The organism is Emticicia sp. CRIBPO (assembly GCF_009905725.1).
Taxonomy (GTDB): Bacteria; Bacteroidota; Bacteroidia; order Cytophagales; family Spirosomataceae; genus Leadbetterella.
In genome coordinates this window covers 79,109-95,886 of record NZ_JAAAKV010000006.1, presented here as the reverse complement: position 1 = coordinate 95,886, position 16,778 = coordinate 79,109, and the positions used below count along the sequence as shown (strand labels likewise).

General features: G+C 45.3%; 16 protein-coding genes and 1 riboswitch. Of the genes, 8 read left to right on the top strand and 8 right to left on the bottom strand.

The window, feature by feature from the left end:
- The first annotated feature begins 68 nt into the window (after positions 1-68).
- The 6 genes from GVN16_RS13555 to GVN16_RS13530 all read left to right on the top strand — a co-directional run bounded on the left by GVN16_RS13555 (position 69) and on the right by GVN16_RS13530 (position 7,405).
- On the top strand, positions 69-2,246 hold the full coding sequence (locus GVN16_RS13555; RefSeq protein WP_166564444.1) for a TonB-dependent receptor: 2,178 nt from the start codon (positions 69-71) through the stop codon (positions 2,244-2,246).
- 33 nt (positions 2,247-2,279) lie between these two features.
- Entirely contained in the window at positions 2,280-2,921 is a 642-nt protein-coding gene (locus GVN16_RS13550; protein WP_166564443.1) for a hypothetical protein, read from the top strand.
- Between the two features lie 54 nt (positions 2,922-2,975).
- Complete coding sequence (locus GVN16_RS13545; RefSeq protein WP_166564442.1) at positions 2,976-3,554, top strand: hypothetical protein; 579 nt, start codon at positions 2,976-2,978, stop codon at positions 3,552-3,554.
- Positions 3,551-5,794 (top strand): histidine kinase, encoded by a 2,244-nt coding sequence (locus tag GVN16_RS13540; protein WP_166564441.1) that lies wholly within the window; start codon positions 3,551-3,553, stop codon positions 5,792-5,794. Before GVN16_RS13545 ends, GVN16_RS13540 begins: the two co-directional genes overlap by 4 nt.
- Before the next feature lie 2 nt (positions 5,795-5,796).
- Positions 5,797-6,558: a LytTR family DNA-binding domain-containing protein gene (locus GVN16_RS13535; protein ID WP_166564440.1), complete on the top strand. Its 762-nt coding sequence runs from the start codon at positions 5,797-5,799 to the stop codon at positions 6,556-6,558.
- Between the two features lie 142 nt (positions 6,559-6,700).
- Entirely contained in the window at positions 6,701-7,405 is a 705-nt protein-coding gene (locus GVN16_RS13530; RefSeq protein WP_166564439.1) for a hypothetical protein, read from the top strand.
- A 181-nt stretch (positions 7,406-7,586) separates the two neighbouring features.
- On the opposite strand, the gene GVN16_RS13525 is transcribed toward GVN16_RS13530, so the two are convergent.
- The 4 genes from GVN16_RS13525 to GVN16_RS13510 all read right to left on the bottom strand — a co-directional run bounded on the left by GVN16_RS13525 (position 7,587) and on the right by GVN16_RS13510 (position 12,051).
- On the bottom strand, positions 7,587-8,285 hold the full coding sequence (locus GVN16_RS13525) for a YjjG family noncanonical pyrimidine nucleotidase (protein WP_166564438.1): 699 nt from the start codon (positions 8,283-8,285) through the stop codon (positions 7,587-7,589).
- 3 nt (positions 8,286-8,288) lie between these two features.
- Positions 8,289-8,591: a ferredoxin gene (locus GVN16_RS13520; RefSeq protein ID WP_166564437.1), complete on the bottom strand. Its 303-nt coding sequence runs from the start codon at positions 8,589-8,591 to the stop codon at positions 8,289-8,291.
- Positions 8,592-8,696: 105 nt separating this feature from the next.
- Positions 8,697-9,221, bottom strand: coding sequence for an adenylyl-sulfate kinase (gene cysC / locus GVN16_RS13515; RefSeq protein ID WP_166564436.1), 525 nt, complete (start codon positions 9,219-9,221; stop codon positions 8,697-8,699).
- Positions 9,222-9,261: 40 nt separating this feature from the next.
- Positions 9,262-12,051 carry a family 78 glycoside hydrolase catalytic domain gene (locus GVN16_RS13510; protein WP_166564435.1) on the bottom strand — a complete coding sequence of 930 codons (2,790 nt, stop codon included), beginning with the start codon at positions 12,049-12,051 and terminating at the stop codon, positions 9,262-9,264.
- Between the two features lie 347 nt (positions 12,052-12,398).
- Here GVN16_RS13510 and GVN16_RS13505 point away from each other — a divergent pair, with 347 nt between their 5' ends.
- Positions 12,399-12,761 carry a hypothetical protein gene (locus GVN16_RS13505; RefSeq protein ID WP_166564434.1) on the top strand — a complete coding sequence of 121 codons (363 nt, stop codon included), beginning with the start codon at positions 12,399-12,401 and terminating at the stop codon, positions 12,759-12,761.
- Between the two features lie 2 nt (positions 12,762-12,763).
- Positions 12,764-13,204, top strand: a complete 441-nt coding sequence (locus GVN16_RS13500; RefSeq protein ID WP_166564433.1) for an NUDIX domain-containing protein — start codon at positions 12,764-12,766, stop codon at positions 13,202-13,204.
- A 5-nt stretch (positions 13,205-13,209) separates the two neighbouring features.
- Here GVN16_RS13500 and GVN16_RS13495 read toward each other — a convergent pair whose 3' ends face one another.
- The 4 genes from GVN16_RS13495 to GVN16_RS13480 are packed head-to-tail and all read right to left on the bottom strand — an operon-like array spanning position 13,210 to position 15,859.
- On the bottom strand, positions 13,210-13,470 hold the full coding sequence (locus GVN16_RS13495) for a Trm112 family protein (protein ID WP_166564432.1): 261 nt from the start codon (positions 13,468-13,470) through the stop codon (positions 13,210-13,212).
- Complete coding sequence (locus tag GVN16_RS13490; RefSeq protein ID WP_166564431.1) at positions 13,467-14,108, bottom strand: thiamine phosphate synthase; 642 nt, start codon at positions 14,106-14,108, stop codon at positions 13,467-13,469. Before GVN16_RS13490 ends, GVN16_RS13495 begins: the two co-directional genes overlap by 4 nt.
- Positions 14,099-15,139 carry an AIR synthase family protein gene (locus GVN16_RS13485; protein WP_166564430.1) on the bottom strand — a complete coding sequence of 347 codons (1,041 nt, stop codon included), beginning with the start codon at positions 15,137-15,139 and terminating at the stop codon, positions 14,099-14,101. The genes GVN16_RS13490 and GVN16_RS13485 overlap by 10 nt, the downstream gene beginning before the upstream one ends.
- A gap of 3 nt (positions 15,140-15,142) precedes the next feature.
- Positions 15,143-15,859, bottom strand: a complete 717-nt coding sequence (locus GVN16_RS13480) for a class I SAM-dependent methyltransferase (RefSeq protein WP_166564429.1) — start codon at positions 15,857-15,859, stop codon at positions 15,143-15,145.
- An 88-nt stretch (positions 15,860-15,947) separates the two neighbouring features.
- Positions 15,948-16,051, bottom strand: a riboswitch (TPP riboswitch).
- Positions 16,052-16,778: the final 727 nt, after the last annotated feature.

Genomic DNA, 16,778 nt, shown 5'->3' with positions numbered 1-16,778 from the left:
ATTTGCATTGAGCAGCTTCATTCAGAGATATAGTTTTGTTTCAACAATCAGAAACAATTACCTGAAATATGAAACAGCTATTACTCATCATTTTGCTTGTTACCGCCGGATTTTCAGTGGCCCTGGGGCAGGCGAACATAAAAGGAAAAATCACAGATAGAAAAGGAGAGGTGTTGCCGGGTGCCAACATCCAGATAGAAGGTACTTATGACGGTGCCTCTGCTGATGAAAAAGGAGAATTTGCTTTTACAACCGACAGTAAAGGTGAGGTGGTCTTCAAAATCACTATGATCGGTTATAACCCATCGGTAAAGAAAGCCACACTGGGCACTGGTGATGTCCGTCTTGATTTTGTATTGGAAGAATCTATCAACGCCCTGAATGCGGTCGTGATTACGGCCGGGACTTTCGAGGCTTCGGACGAAAAGAAGATGGTGATGCTTAAGCCCATGGACATCGTGACCACAGCGGGTGGTGCAGCAGATATTGCTTCTGTGATGCAGTTTTTGCCGGGAGCCAACCGGGTGGGTGAAACAGAAGGCCTGTTTGTAAGAGGAGGCTCTGCCAATGAAACCAAAACGGTGATTGACGGGATGATCGTACAAAATCCGTTTTTCAGCAGCACACCTGACGTGCCGCAAAGAGGCAGGTTTACACCATTTATGTTTAAAGGAACGGCCTTCAGCACCGGCGGTTATTCAGCTCAGTACGGACAGGCTTTGTCGTCGGTTTTATTGCTTCAGACCCAGGACAAGATCAGTGAAGAAAGCAACCTGAACTTAAATGCCAACCTGGCCGGATTGTCTGCCTCCTATACCCACAAAGGCTGGATCAACGGCTCACTGAGCTACACCAATCTTTCGCCTTTCCTGAGTTTACTGAAGACTAACATCGACTTTGACAAAGTGCCTGAAGCCTTCGGTGCTTCGGTCACTATCAACGAAAACCCGACTAAAAACAGCAGTTTCAAACTTTATGGTACTTACACAGATAACCAGTCGGCTCTGAGACTCAATTCTTATGACGAATTTAATTCGAAGTACCTCTTTTCGATGAATAACAGGAATATCTTCACCAATGCTTCGTATCAGGTCAATTTTGATGAAGGAAAATGGATTTTTCAATCGGGAATGTCCTACAGCAAAAACAATGATCGCATAAGAATGGACCAGACCAATGCTGACAGGCACGACGAAAGAACACAGGGCAGGGCTGTATTAACGAGGCTTTTCGGTGCAGGTAAAAACAATTCCATTGTTTTCGGAAGTGAGTTTCATGCGATTCGTGTGGGTAATATTTATGGAGGATATGACGTCAGCCTGAAAGATAACTATTCAGCGGTTTTTACGGAATCTGAGTTTTATGTTTCTCCTAAACTGGCGGCCAGGGTAGGTCTGAGAGGGGAATATACCAGTGTCATAGATGAATTCAACGTAGCCCCGAGGCTTTCACTGGCGTACAAAGTCGGCAAATATGCCCAGTTTTCGCTGGCAGCGGGGAGGTTCTATCAGACGCCCGACAAAAATTACCTTTATCTGAACAGAAACCTGGATTACGAAATAGCCGATCATGTGATCCTCAATTACCAGCTTATTAAAAACGACCGGACATTCAGGGTAGAAGCCTTCAATAAGAACTATAGAAACCTGATCACTGAAAAAACAGACTTTTTTGATCCTAATCCTTACCGCTTCCCGACAGGCAAGACAGATAATTCGGGAGAGGGGTACGCCAAAGGATTCGATGTGTTTTTCAGGGATAAAAAGTCTGTAAAAAATGCAGATCTGTGGGTGACTTACTCATTCCTGGACACAGAAAGGAAATTCCAGAATTATCCTTCGCGGGTTACGCCGTCCTTTGCCAGCAAGCACAATTTCAGCGTCGTCTCTAAATATTTCCTTGAAAAGCTGAACACCAGCGTGGGACTGACCTATTCACTGACATCAGGCCGCAGGATTTATGATTATGGCAGCGATCTGAAGACCTACGAACTGACAAAACCTTACGAAAACCTGAGTTTTGCGACCAGTTATTTCAGGGCCATTAAAAATCATTTTGTAGTATTTTATCTGGCGGTTGACAATGTCCTGGGGCGTAAAAATGTATTCGGATACCGTTACTCGCCTGATGGAAAACAAAGAACAGCGGTCATACCGCCGGCTTACAGGACCTTCTTCTTCGGGGTGTCGTGGAGTATCGGTAAACTGGACCGTATACCCAAAGAAGCAACACTGAATTTTGACTAAAAAGATTATAAACTCAATTAAACAAACAGAAAAATGAAAAGTAAACTTGTATTCGTCTTCGCTTTATTATTGACAGCAGCTCAGTCTTTTGCCCAGAATCCGGCTTATCTTAAAACCATGGAGGGCCTGGTGAGTAAAATCCAGACCACACAGTTCGGTACTCCGCTGCAACCGCTGGCTAATCAGATGGAAAGAATAGCTTCGGCAGAAAAAGGAGAGTGGCTTCCGAATTACTGGGTGGCATTCTGTTATCTCAGAGACTCTTACATTGAAACTGACGCCGCAAAGAAAGACATGATCCTCGACAAGGCAGATGAGTATTTTAACAAAGCCGAAGCCCTTTCTCAGAACAATGACGAACTCGAAGTGCTGAAGGCCAATTTAGCCAACGGACGATTGGTAGTGAGCCCTCAGGATCGCTGGCAGACTTACGGAGCCAAAGTAGCCGCCGCTATCGGTAATGCCAAAAAAATCAATGCTGAAAACCCGAGAATCAGCCTGCTGGAAGGTGAGGGGATGTTTTATACTCCTGAGGCATTTGGTGGTGGAAAACCTAAAGCCAAGGTGTTTTTTGAGAAAGCATTGGAAAAATATGCTAAATTCACTCCAAAATCGTCTATTCATCCAAGCTGGGGAAAAGAAATTACAGATTGGTATATTTCCCAGTGCAACTGATCCTGACAAAAGCCTGAAAGCTAACAGAGATTTAAACCCCCTAAACTTATAAAAATGAACAATGAAAGAAATCTGGGTTTTGCAGAACTGATATCCGAAACGGATAGGTTTATAAGACAAAATTTCCTGACCACTTTTGTTCCGGGACTGATTTCGGGTTTGTGCCGTTTCGTTCAGGAAGGCGGAGCCGGACCAGTCAGTGTGAGTACACAGGCCATTCTCGGAATAGTCGTGTTTCTGTCGAGGACCATCATCGTATTGTCTGCCGCAGGCCAGGGCAATATCGTTGAAGGGTTGAATCAGATTTTTAAGATTTTTTCTTTATCAGCCGGAGAATGGAAAATGGTGGGAATGAGCCTGAAAGAGAATGTCAGATTTAATCTGCCGGCCCTGATTGTCAATGTCATTGTTTTTGTAGTGATCAGTATCGGGGTCAATGTCGGTCTGGCATTTTTGATGGAAGCCACGCCTTTCCTGACTCACCTGAAGAGCCTTCATCTGCTGGCACCCACTGCAGGGCAATGGCCTGTGATACTGTTCCTGAAAAACATTTCTGTTATACCGTTTGCATTTGTTTTTGAAATCCTCCTGGTGATGTTTTTAACAGGAGCAGTTAAATTTAAATTTTTATGAGAGACGAACCGTTTGAAACAAGGATCTTCGCGGCTGAAAATCTCAAATTTCTGAATGTCAAGACCTTCAGAGGCGATATTGAGATTGTCGGTCACGAATCGGATACGGTAGAAATATTAACCTTCGGCTCGGTAAGAAACTGGGAGAACCTCTTTTTCAAAACTGAGTTAAGGAGAAACAATGAAAATCATACTTTGTTTATGCTTGATAAATCGGGAGAATCATGGAATCTTAAGACCTATGAATCTCCCGGTTTCTGGGATACCCTGTCATTTTACAGCGTATCTTTCCTGATAAGGCTTCCCAAAAATGTGGCCACCCAGCTGACTACTACTTTCGGGAGAATATCCATTTCAGATTCCAATGCCAATCACCGTTTTTCCACGACCGTCGGCGGATTGGTGGTCAGCAGGCACTCCGGGAGACTTGACGGCAGGTCGTCGGGCGGGAACATCAGGATGTGGGATTGCAATTCCAAAGGTGAGCTTAGTACAAAAGGAGGGAATGTCAGCGTTCTGGACTCAAAAGGTGACCTGAATGTCAAAACAGCCGGAGGGAACATTACCATCAATAAGTTTGTAGGGAAGATATACAGCAATACTTACGGAGGAAATATAAAAGCCTCTGAGGTGAACGGAGATTTTAAAACCTCTACCTCAGGCGGGAATATCACCCTGACCGGTATGAAAGGCAATGTCGGGGCTTCTACCAGCGGCGGACGGGTGAGGGCTGAGGTGCTTGCCATTCATGAATATCTGTGGCTGGAAACGATGGGGGGCACAGTATCTGCACAGATTCCCCTGAACCAGGGCTTGTACCTGGACCTGAAAGCCGAGAAAATTAAAATGCCCAGGTTACAGAACTTTAATGGCGAAATCAGCAGGCGAAGAGTGATCGGGGCCCTGAACGGAAGCGGTGCCAACGTAAGTCTTAAGACGTCAGGCGGGACGATTTCTGTTGACCAGGTGATACCACGGTTTGATATTCCTGAGCCTGTAATCCCGAAAAAGGAGCCGCAAAGCTGGCGGAAGGAAGGGGTCGTATCTGAAGAAGATTTTCCGAAAACTCCCGGGAGAGCATTTGTAAGGCCTCAGGTTGAAAAAAAAAATAGTTATGAAAAGCTGAATAGTTCTAAAAGCTGGGGAAAAGAAACGCTGGGGGATATGGTTTATGCCCTGGCGTTTATCAGCCTTTTTGTGTACGGATTGAACAGTCTCATCTATTTTTCGATGCAGATGACCAGTCCGTCCACAGAAAGTTCGAGTCAGAATATCGCAGTTTTTCTTTCCAACATTACCGCAGGGTTTGCGGTTTTTCTGAGTGGCCTGATATTTATTCATTATATCGAAAGCAGAATTGGCCTTAACTGGATGAAATATGTCGTGATGACCAGTCTGAGTTACGGTTTTTTGTTTATTATTCAGACTTTTCAGTGGATCATGTACAAGGCCCTCAATGACGGTCAGCCGTTCTGGGGCGATTACTGGCGGATGGTCCGGCCTGATGAGTACACCAAATACAGCCCAGCTTCGCTGATGTACCTGTCCGTACCGGCCATTGTATCCTGTGTATACTTTTATACCTGGCAGCGTTCAAAAAAGATGAACAGGAAAATTACAGAACAGGAATATCAGCTTCTGAACCTTGAAAAACTCAAAACGAAAGCACAACTGAATGCCCTGGAGGCTAAAATCAATCCGCACTTTTTGTACAATTCACTGAACAGCATCGCCAGCCTGATCCACGAAAACCCGGATAAAGCTGAAGAAATGACCATACAGCTATCAAAATTATTCCGCTATACCACAGGACGGACAGAGCAGAATTATCATACGATCAGCGAAGAACTCGAAATCGTCAAAACCTACCTGGCTATAGAACAGACCCGGTTTGGCAACCGGCTCAAGTTTCAGATTTCAATAGATGAAGAACTCGAAAATATCATGATCCCGCGGTTTTTGCTTCAGCCGCTGGTAGAAAATGCCATTAAGCACGGCATCTCCAAAATGACAGGTGAGGGGTTGATCGAAGTGAAAGTCAGTCATAACGGTGATTTTGTAGAATTCCTGATCCATGACAATGGCCCGGGTTTTGAAGAAGGCCTCGGCGGCGGATACGGACTTAGAAGTATTAAAGATAAACTCAATTTAATTTATGGAAACCAGGCCTCTTTTGAGATTCTGAATGATGGCTATAAAGCCGTCTTTTTAAAGCTGCCTATCGTTTTACCGAATGAATAACCATGGAAAAGTTTAAAACCATACTCATTGATGATGAGCCACTGGCCATCAGCAGATTAAGAAGATTACTGGGGGAATATGAAGTGATCCAGGTCATTGACGAGGCTGTCAACGGCAGGGAAGGGCTTGAAAAGATAGAGGAGCTGAGGCCGGACCTGATTTTTCTGGACATAGAAATGCCTCTTATGTCCGGTTTTGAGATGCTTTCAAAACTCAGCTATATGCCTGTGGTGGTTTTTGCGACGGCCTTTGATCAGTATGCCATCAAAGCTTTCGAAGAAAATTCGATTGATTATCTCCTTAAACCGGTAGAGAAAGACCGGCTGAAAAAAACCATAGAGAAACTGCAGCAGCTGAAACTTAAAGACGAAAGTAAGTTTTCGCAGACTAATCTGCTGGAGCTTCTGGGTCAGCTAAACCCCAAAAAAGAACTTCATACCATCACTGTAAAGAGCGGAGATAAAATTTTATTTATACCTATTTCCGACATCAGTTATTTCCAGGCGGAGGATAAATATGTCTTCCTGAACACCGTGGATAACAAGCAATACCTGTCTAATTACACCCTGAGTAACCTGGAAGAAAAACTGCCGGAAAGCTTTGTCAGGATAAGCCGCTCTAATATTGTTAATTCTCTGAAGATAAAAGAGTTGGAGAGATATTTCAACGGGAAGTTTTTGGTGGTTTTAAACGACTTGAAAGGGACAAAGCTGGAAACAGGGACCTCGTTTCATGACAATCTGAAGCGGCTTCTTGAGTTGTGATGCGGTGACGTTTTTTTCTGAAATTTTAAATTATGTAAATATTTAATTCAAGCTTTCTTTCCAACCTTTCCAAAACCTTCTGAGTCTATTTAACTGACCGGTCAATTTTTTAAAGTTATTAACAAATCAAAAAATCGACTAAATGAGAAAATGGATGATGGGGGCAAGTTTGGCCCTGGTATTGGGTTTTACTGCGTGTAATAATGACGATGATAATCTGAATGCGGATAAGAGTGTAGAGGCAACTTTTGAGAACGATGCGGAGGGATGGTCAGGTGAACTGGCAGACTACAGTACTTCAATGGACAGCACAGTTACAGAATTTTCTTTCAAAAGAGAGGCACTTCCGGCACCGTTGGATGTGAAGAAAAAAGCCCTGAGAATTCAAAGCCATAACAGAAGCGATGATATGTTTATGTTCCTTAAAAAGAAAGTAACCGGGCTGGATCCGAACAAAACTTACAACGTTACATTTGAAATCGATCTGGGTACTCAATATCCGACCAACAGCGTTGGTATCGGTGGTTCTCCGGGAACTTCGGTATATCTTAAAGCGGGTGCATCTTCAAAAGAGCCTGTTAAAGTAGCCAAAGACGGTTTTTACGGGTTTAGTCTTGACAAAGGAAATCAGGCTACTGGTGGAAAAGACCTTATCCTGGTGGGCAACGTATCTAACGGAACGGCAGACAGCGTAGTGCATAAACTGGTTAAGCACACTACTGCTACCAAACCACTGGCCGTTAAGCCTAATGAGAAAGGTGAATTGTGGCTGTGTGTAGGAACAGATTCAGGTTTTGAAGGCTTAACGGTACTTTACTACGACAGAATCAAAGCGATCATTAAATAATCAGGTGTTTGTGAAGAAAGGATAGTGGAGTAGAAAAACACTCATGAAGGGCTCTGGCTTTTGCCGGGGCTCTTTTTTTGTGAAGGAGAAAGGATGAAGGGAGAAGGGTGTTTTTGAAGAAAAATAGAACGATACCTGGGCCTTCAGGCCGGAGGCGATAGAGAATGTCCATTTTCCATCATCATAATATCTCTCTTAATTCATCCAGCGATTTAACTTCGAGGTGTGATTCATAAGGGCTTGGATTGGAATCAGGGTTGAAGTAAACACAGGCCAGTCCGGCGTTAAGGGCCCCGTTGACATCAGCCTCAATATTGTCGCCGATCATGATAGAGTTGTCGGTGGTAGCTCCGGCGGCATTCAAAGCAAAATCAAATATCGCTTTTTCAGGTTTTCTGGCATTGGCGACCTCATTGGTCACTATCTCCCTGAAGTAATCATGAATACCCGAACTTTTCATTTTGCGGAGCTGTACTTCATGAAAACCATTGCTGATGATGTGCAGGGCATAATTGGGACTCAGATAGTCCAGGATTTCTTTTCCACCCGGAATCAGGTGTTGTTTGGACGGCAAAGCCTGCAGGAAGAATTCGTTCATTTCAAGGCTTCTGTCTTCAGACACCGTCGCTCCCAACTGAGCCAGAGCTTCTCCGAATCTTCGCCTTCTTAATTCTTCATGGGTGATGACCCGTGTGTCCAGCAGGTTCCAGAGCTGGTAATTGATGGTGAGAAACGTGCCGGTAAAAGTTTCCGCGGTTTCAATGCCCAGGTTGTCCAGGCGGAATTCGTTGAAAATTTCAACAAGACACTCTCTGGAATTCCTTTCGAAGTCCCAGAGAGTATGATCAAGATCAAAAAATATATGCTTGAATGAACTCACTTGTCAGGCAATAATCAGTCTTTCTACCGGCTGGTCGTTTACCAGGTGATTTTCGATGATTTCTTCGACATCTGCAGGCGTAACATTGCCATAAAAAACGCCTTCAGGGTAAACCACCATAGAAGGACCGAAGGCACACATATCGAGACATCCGGCTTTCTGAGCCCTGATTTCGGTCTGAAGGTTCCTGTCTTTCAGGCCTTCTTTAAAAGCATTTACCAATTCCATGCCACGGCCGCTGCCACAGCTCTTTTTGGGAGCATCTTTGTCGTTGGTACAAATAAAAACGTGTTTCTTAAATTTCATAAATTTTCTTTTGTCTGTTCCCTTTTCCGGGATTGACTGCAAAGATAAGTATTTGGCTTTGGTATGGCGGGCACATTTGTCATTTTTTTACTTCTCAGAAAATGACTATTGCCTTATAAAATCCAGTATTTTCTGAATCGTTTCTTCATGAGTGTCTGCCTCCGTGTCAGCCACCAGGGCCGGGTTCAGGGGGACTTCGAATACCGAATCAAGTCCTGTGAAATCAGTGATCTTGCCTTCTGCTACTTTTTTGTAGAGGCCTTTCGGGTCGCGTTTCCGGCAGACTTCATAACTGGCCCGGACAAAAATTTCGATGTAATCTTCCTCCCCGACAATACTCCTGGCCAGGGTTCTGAGGCTTTCGGCGGGGGTGATGAAGGCTGACAATACCCAATATCCTTCGTCAAGGAACAGCTTCGATACATGAGCAACCCTCCGGATATTTTCCTGGCGGTCTGCGGCAGAAAATCCCAGGTCGGCATTAAGTCCCGTACGCAGGATATCACCATCCAGGATTTTCACCCGGAGGCCTTCTTTTTCCAGCATTGCCTGCAGGGCATTGGCAATGGTGCTTTTGCCCGAACCCGACAACCCGGTGAGCCACAGGCATTTGTTTTTTAAAAGTGTCATGGCCGGAGGTATTATTTATATTTTTGTAATCAAAGTTTCATCATTCTGTAACAAACTCATAGTCACCGCTTAAAACCTGCAGAGTAACCACCTTCGCATCTGCTTTTACTACTTTTATACCGGGCAATAGTATTTTAGGCTGCTTGCCTTTAGCCAGCAACACTTTGCCGGTTTCTTTCAGGTTACCGTTTGCTGTATTCGGAATTTCTACTGTGGCTGAGGTATTGGCCGGAACTGATATTTTCAGCGTAAACTTATCGCCCGTCTTGGTCCAGGAAGACCTGATCTGCCCGTAGGGAGACAAATAAGAAGCCGAGGCTGATGTCAGATCACCCACCGGCATCGGTGCAATTTTAAATTTCCTGAATCCTGCTCCGCTGTCATCCGGACGGATACCCGCCAGGTAACCATAAAACCACTCACCAACAGAACCGTAGGCAAAGTGATTACGGGAATTCATACCTTCCGGTTTTTCGGTGTCCGAATTCCAGAGCTCCCACATCGTTGTGGCTCCTTTTTCTATCATATAACCCCAGCCCGGGTAGGTTTTCTGATTGACTACTTCATAGGCCAGTTCATGATTTCCAGACTCGCTGAGTACCGGCAGAAGCATGGCAGTGGAAAGAAAACCGGTGGTCAGGTGCTTCTGGTGGTTTTTTACATTTTCAGCAATATTGGCCGCCACCGCTGCTTTGTCGGCATCCTGGGTCAGGCCTAAAGAAAGCGGGATCAGGTTAGCTCCCTGTGTTTTACCTTCATATTGCGAGCCGGCTTTGTCAAAGTACAGTTCATTATACTTCAGCTTGATCTGCTGGGTCGTTTTTTCAAATTCGGCCGCGTCCTGGCTTTTCTCCAGTATTCTGGCCGTTTGGGCCATTATCTGGTTGCTGAAATACTGATAACTTCCACCGATGGGTTTGGTTGGAGAGTTTTCTACCGGAACCCAGTCGCCATAGCCGTACCATGCTTTTTCGCCTTCTCCGGACTGAAAATGGTAAATGCCGTTTTGTTTTGTATTAGGGTGATTGTTGAGGTAATTCACCCACTTTTTCATAGCCTCGTAATTCTCTTCCAATATTCTTTTGTCACCATAAAACTGATACATCCTCCAGGGCACAATCACCAGGGCATCGCCCCAGGCCGGCTTTGAAGGGCCGCCCACCACCATCTTCGGGTTAACATCATAAACATACCCAGAACTGTGCTGAGAATCCGTAATATCTTTCATCCATTTAGCAAAAAAGCCGTTCATGTCCATGATATAGCTTGCCGTAGGGGCAAAAATCTGGGCGTCTCCCATCCAGCCCAGGCGTTCGTCACGCTGAGGGCAATCTGTGGGTACGCTGTGCATGTTGGACCGTTGCCCCCAGGTGATATTTTTATAAATCTTATTCAGCAGTTCATTGGAACAGGTAAATTCCCCGGTAAAGGGTACATTATTGTGAATCACTTTAGCTACCAGTGTATTCTTATCCGGTTTGGAAGGGAGCCCCTCCACTTCGACATACCTGAAACCATGATAAGTAAATTTAGGCTCCCATTGCTCTACACCGTAGCCTTTCAGAATGAATTTGTCTGTGGGTCTGATGCTTCTCAGGTTGGCCTGATCAGCCAGCCCTTTGTCAGTCAGAAGTTCTGCAAATTTCATGGTGATTTCTTTCCCGGCCTTTCCTTCCACAGCCAGATGGGCATATCCGACGAGGTTCTGGCCGAAATCAAATACATATCGCCCTTTTCGCGGCTCGGTGATGCTGATCGCTTTTATTTCCTGGATCACTTCTATCTGTGTCGAAGGCGATGATTTCAGGGCGATATTGGCTGTACTGAATTTTTCACTTTCCTCTCTGATGTTAGCGGCGGCCTCGGTCCCGAAAAGGCTGGTGGTATTTTCGAGATCGTCCAGTACATCAGCTTTTTTCCAGAGCTTGTTGTACTCAAGCCTGGAGTCATAGGTTTCGCCATGGTAAATAGAGTTTGAAGTGATAGGAGAGGTCCTGACCTGCCACGAGGCGTCTGAGACCACCGTCTGGCGGCTGCCGTCATAAAATTCCATTTCCATCTGGAACAATAGTCTGCACGGACCTTCGCTGTAGCGGTGGTTGCCACCACCCCAGCCGAGTCCGCTGCTCCACCAGCCGCTGCCCAGGGTAGCGGTTATAAAATTCGATCCTATCGTAAGGTTTTCCGGGTCAATTTCATAGGTCTGATAATGAACCGTTTTAAGGTAATGGGTCCAGCCGGGTGTCAGAAAATCATTGCCGACTTTTTTACCGTTGAATATCAGGTGATAAGCTCCCAGCCCTGAAACATAAATCCTGGCCCTTACGGCTCTTTTGCCCAGGTTAAAGGTCTTGTCAAGTTCAACTGACTTCGGCGGTTTACCCTCTGTCCCTTTCATGCCGATCCATCTGGCCGACCAGTCGTCTTTGTTTAACAGACCCATTTCCCAATAAGAGACTTCACTGAAAGCACTCATTTTAGCCAGCTCATTCCATATTTTTACTTTCCAGAAATATCTTTTGCGGGATTCAAGCGGTTTGCCTTTATACTCGATCCAGAGCGACTGGTCTGATTTTATTTTTTTGCTGTCCCATACATTCCCGATATTTTTAGCCAGCGTTTTTTCATCATCCGACACCAGTATCTGGTAAAAGGTCTGGGTTGTTCCTCTTTTAGGAGATTTGATTTGCCATGATAACCTGGGGGATTGGGTTTCAACACCCAGCGGCCTGGCCTGATATTCGACTTTGAGGTTTTCTACCGTTTGTGAATAGGATAATTGAGCAGAAATAAAGAACAGAACAATAAAAAAGGTCTTTGCAGATTTCATAAAGTTTTAGATTCCGTAGTTAATAGAATTTTCAAAGATACAAATTTAAGCGGCCACACAAAGCTGTCGGGATGATTTGCCTGTTTGATTTTATTAAACGGCCGTAACAGACCGGGTAAAATGCCATATATCATCAGATCAACGGCATTGACTATTCTCAAAAAAATATCTGATTTACAAAACTAATTGAATCGGTTTATACGTTCTCAATTCTGACTCGACCATTGAATGGAAATTATGAAACTAATCCAGGAATATTCATTTTTATAATCAACCTGAATGGATATTTTTGCTAATTCCTGATTTTGTTTATTAAAAACTCACAGGGATTTTAAACCTTAACATGTATGAAAAGCCTGATCAAAACATTGGCCTTAGCGGCCGTTATTATCTCATGCAGCTCACCAAAAGCTGAAGAAGAGGAAGAGGAGCCCATTGAAGTGGTTGCAGACACTACCCGGATAGAGGAGTCGCCTATGAAACCCATTGAAGTAGAAGGAAAAGTAAAGGAAATAACGATGGGGAAAGACGGGTACACCGCACAAATCGTTACGGGCAAGGACGAGGTCTATTTTCTGACCATCAGTATTCCCAATATGAAGGATCCGAAGCAGTATAAAACTGTAAAACCAGGGGAAACCGTCAAGGTAAAAGGCGATGCCTGGATGCTCGAGCAAGACAACTATATTACCGTAAGAGAACTTAATTAATCATGCAGGCCTCTGAACAGATTCTTCCGGCTGTTGCCGTTGCGATATTCAATGACAAAGGAGAGGTATTACTCCAGAAACGCCGTGATGTGAATCAGTGGTGCATCATCTCAGGACACGTTGAATTCGGAGAATCTGTTCAGGAGGCTGTATTGCGTGAAATCTGGGAAGAAACCAGCGTAAGCGGAGAAATCATCAGGTTTCTGGGTGTTTATTCTTCCCCTGCATCCCAGACTTATCACTATAAAGACAGGACAGTCCAATACATCACTTCTTATTTTGAAGCCCGTTTAACTGCCCCGCTGATAGCAGGTTATCATAATGAAGAAACAGAAGAACTGAAGTTCTTTCCCCTTGATCATATTCCCGAAAACCTCGCCACCATTAACCCCTTCTGGCTCAGCGACGCCATGAGTACAGGCGGCGAAATTTTCATGCGTTAAACCCTTCAGTGATTCAATAAATGGGTCTGGGCATTTGAAAGGGCATTCTCCCAGCGGTCAATCACCGGTTGCTCAAGTGCCGTCTGACGATACTCATCCGGCGACATGATGGGCACACCATGGATGATCGGGTATTTACGCTGACACTGGCTGCAGGTGAGCATCCCTTCAAGAATGTTCTCATCCAGATCCTGGGCAATGATTTGTAAAGTGAGGTCTTGTTTATCCAGCGGACAACAAAGTTTTTTAATCGTTTTTAATCTCATTTTTTTAATGCGTTTAAATATGCTGTTACTTTTTCTCCCGGCTTATCGCTGCTCATGACTCCCGAAATCACAGCGATGCCGTCGAAAGGTATATTTTCTTTTAATGCAGCGACGTTTTCAGGCGTAAGCCCCCCCGCCACAAATACCGGAATGTCCGTGATTTCTTTGGTTCTGATCACATTTTCAGGCATGACGATCTCACAGCTACCGGCTGATGAAGAGGGAAACATAGAACAGAATGAGACATAATCCAGCTTGTTTTCGACGGCCCACATCACGGTACTCAGGTCGTTGGAGCAGGTTATGCCGCAAAAGAAAGGCTTTTTGAAGCTGGCACTGATTTCATCCATGTTTGCCGGAACCTGGTCAAAATGCACCCCATCCAGTACAGGACAATCCTGCATCAGTTTCCAGTCTTCATTGATCAGTACAGGCACTCCGAACGGTGAAGCAAGCTTGCCCACCTCTTCTATGGTCTGTTTTTTGTTTTGCCCCGCCTGCCAGTGATTCCAGATCTGGATCACAGCCACCCCGCTTTCCAGGGCCGCCAGTAACTTTGTTTTTAGGGTGATGAGCTCTGAAGAAGGGTCAATGACGAGGTAAACGCCTCCTTTTATAGCTGATTTTTTTATTTCCATCCGTTTTGATATGCTTTAAAAAAGGCTTCCCAGTAAGGGTCTTTGTGATAATAGGGTAAAGGTTTTTCCTGCCCGTTTTCGATCAGGGTGTACCCGTCTTGCTTTGCCGTAAAAGCTCCGGCTATGGTGGCCTGGATGCCGTTTTTGTTCAGGTCTTCTATGACCTCCCCGGCACCCTCTTTCCGGGCAGCAATCACCATGGAGCCCGCCCCGATGCAATATCCCGGATCAAGTCCGAATAAGCGACAGATGGCCTTCTGTGTTTCACCGACGGGCAAGAGGTCTTTGTCAACCCTTACGCCGTTCCCTGAAGAAATCGCCATCTCATATATTGCCCCCAGAACCCCGCCTTCCGTTACATCATGCATGGCAGACACCGAAGCGTGGCGGGCCGCAATCAGGCCGTCATTCAGCGAGGAGGTCTTATAAAACAAGCCGGCACCTTTTTCGGAGATTTCTTTACCGAGCTGATCCGTGACCGTTTCCGGAAAACTCATGGCCAGGATGGCCGCAGAAGAAAGGGCGGCTTCTTTGGTGAGTATGATCACATCTCCGCTCCTGGCTTTGTTGCTCAGCCGGATCTGGTCAAGCGGGGCTGTCAGGATCATAGTGCCTCCACCTGCAATGGTAGAATTCTGTCCCTCAATACCCCCGGTATGTCCTCCTGTAATGGCCACGCCGATTTCTTCACAATATTGATGTATAAAACCCCAGTAGGTCACAAAATCTTCTTCACTCAGCCATGGTGGCAGGTTAAGGACCGTCTGGGCATACATCGGGGCAAAACCCGTGGTAGCCATATCATTGGCCATTAAATGAACCGACAACCAGGCTGATTCCTGCAGACCGAGAGATGGAATGAGCGACAGCGGGTCACTGGTCATGGCCAGCCCCAGGCCGTTTTTCAGATCAACCACCGACACGTCCGTCCCGAAAGCAGGCCCGGTGAGTACTTCCGGACGCTTAAATCCGCATTGCGGGCGGATGATCCTGTCAAAATCTGTATTCTCTATTTTTCCTGAAAGTGCCATGTTTTAATCATTAAACCTGACATAAAGACCAAAGAAATCGCCATAAGGCACGCTCCATTGCTGCACCGGGAACCACTCCGGCAATCCTGTACACGACCATTCAATGCTGTATTGCCTTCCTGCCAGGGCTTCATTGATCTTTTCGATGAGCAAGGAAGGGGTATAAAAAGTGGCTGTTACGTAAAAAGGGTTTTTGCCGAATGCTTCCTGGATCCGCCTCCTGACCACCTTGGGTGAGTTGCGGTTCATCATCCCGAATCCTATGCCGTGACGACCCACCCTGGCGGCTTCCCTGATCACCTTGACCGGATCTTTGTAGTACTCAAAAGTGGTGATGAAAGCTACGGCATCAAAGGTGTTGTCTTTAAAAGGCATGTGATGAGAGTCTGCATTGACGAGGTCACCTTTAAACAAATGAACAGCCTGCCCCAGCATAAAAGGAGAAATGTCCCCACCTGTGGCTTCAATGCCGATTTCATGCCACCAGCGGGTAAAACGCCCGGTACCGCAGCCAAACTCAAGAAGTTCTTTTACCCGCTTGTCCTGGCCGACCAATTGCCCCATTACTTTTTTCTGCCATACTTCGGCTCTTTTGTAGCGGCCCTCATACCAGAGCTCGTACGTGTCGGTATGCTCGCGGTTAAAGAACCATTCCTTGCGACCCTGCCAGTTGGTAAGGTCTTTGGTCATCAGTCCGAAATTGTTTTTCTGAAGTTCCATAATTTCAAATTTTACAAATAAAAAAGCCTTGTTGCTCTGCCGGAAAACCGGGTAGAGAAAACAAGGCCTGATATTCATAAAAAATGAAGATTCTCTGGCAGTGCATTCCTTCGCCGGTATTATCCGTATCAGGTTCGCGGGTATCATCTCAGCCTTTGGACCCATTGGTCAAAAGCACCCCGTGCAATTCTGATGTAAATCTAAAGCTTTTTTTTGGAAAACAATGGCATATCTGTCTGATTCCGTAAGGTCTTAAACCGGGGAGGGCTGTGTTTCTATTTGACTGTAATATACGTATCCGGCCATGAAATATCCCCGGAATTTATTATTTAGTTCTGAATACCATGATGACATTTAACCAGGACATGCCGGATAAATTTCACTGTAAATCAATCAATTGTCACATTGTCAAGTGCTTATAATCAGGCAACTGTTCTTTTTTAGTGACTTCCGTCATTTATCCCGTCTCAATAATAAACAAGCCACGACAGAATATAAAAAAAACATAAAAGTAAAAATGAAAAAAACACCATTGCTCTTCTGCCATATCCGGAAAGGCCTGGCTTTTCCGGATATGGCCCATTCACTCAAGTCTCCACCTGTCTGCGAACATGGTTTGACATAACCTGGTCTTCATTTCCTGATCAGGGCAACCGGGCGTTTAAATGCCCTTTTGTGAGGACAGATTCCCGTAACCATTCAGCCTGCTTCACCGGTCTCCCGCAGACCGGGTAATTTTCATGTAACAACCTGTTTGCTATTGCTTCGTAAAAGGCCGGATGGCTTTGGCCTGACCCGGATTACAGAGCAGTACCAAGATCCGGGTGTGTGTGGCTGATACCGCCAGGCATTCAGGAAGGGGTATATGTGAAAATATCTTTAATCACTTTTTTATAAACGGATAATAACTGCCCCAGGG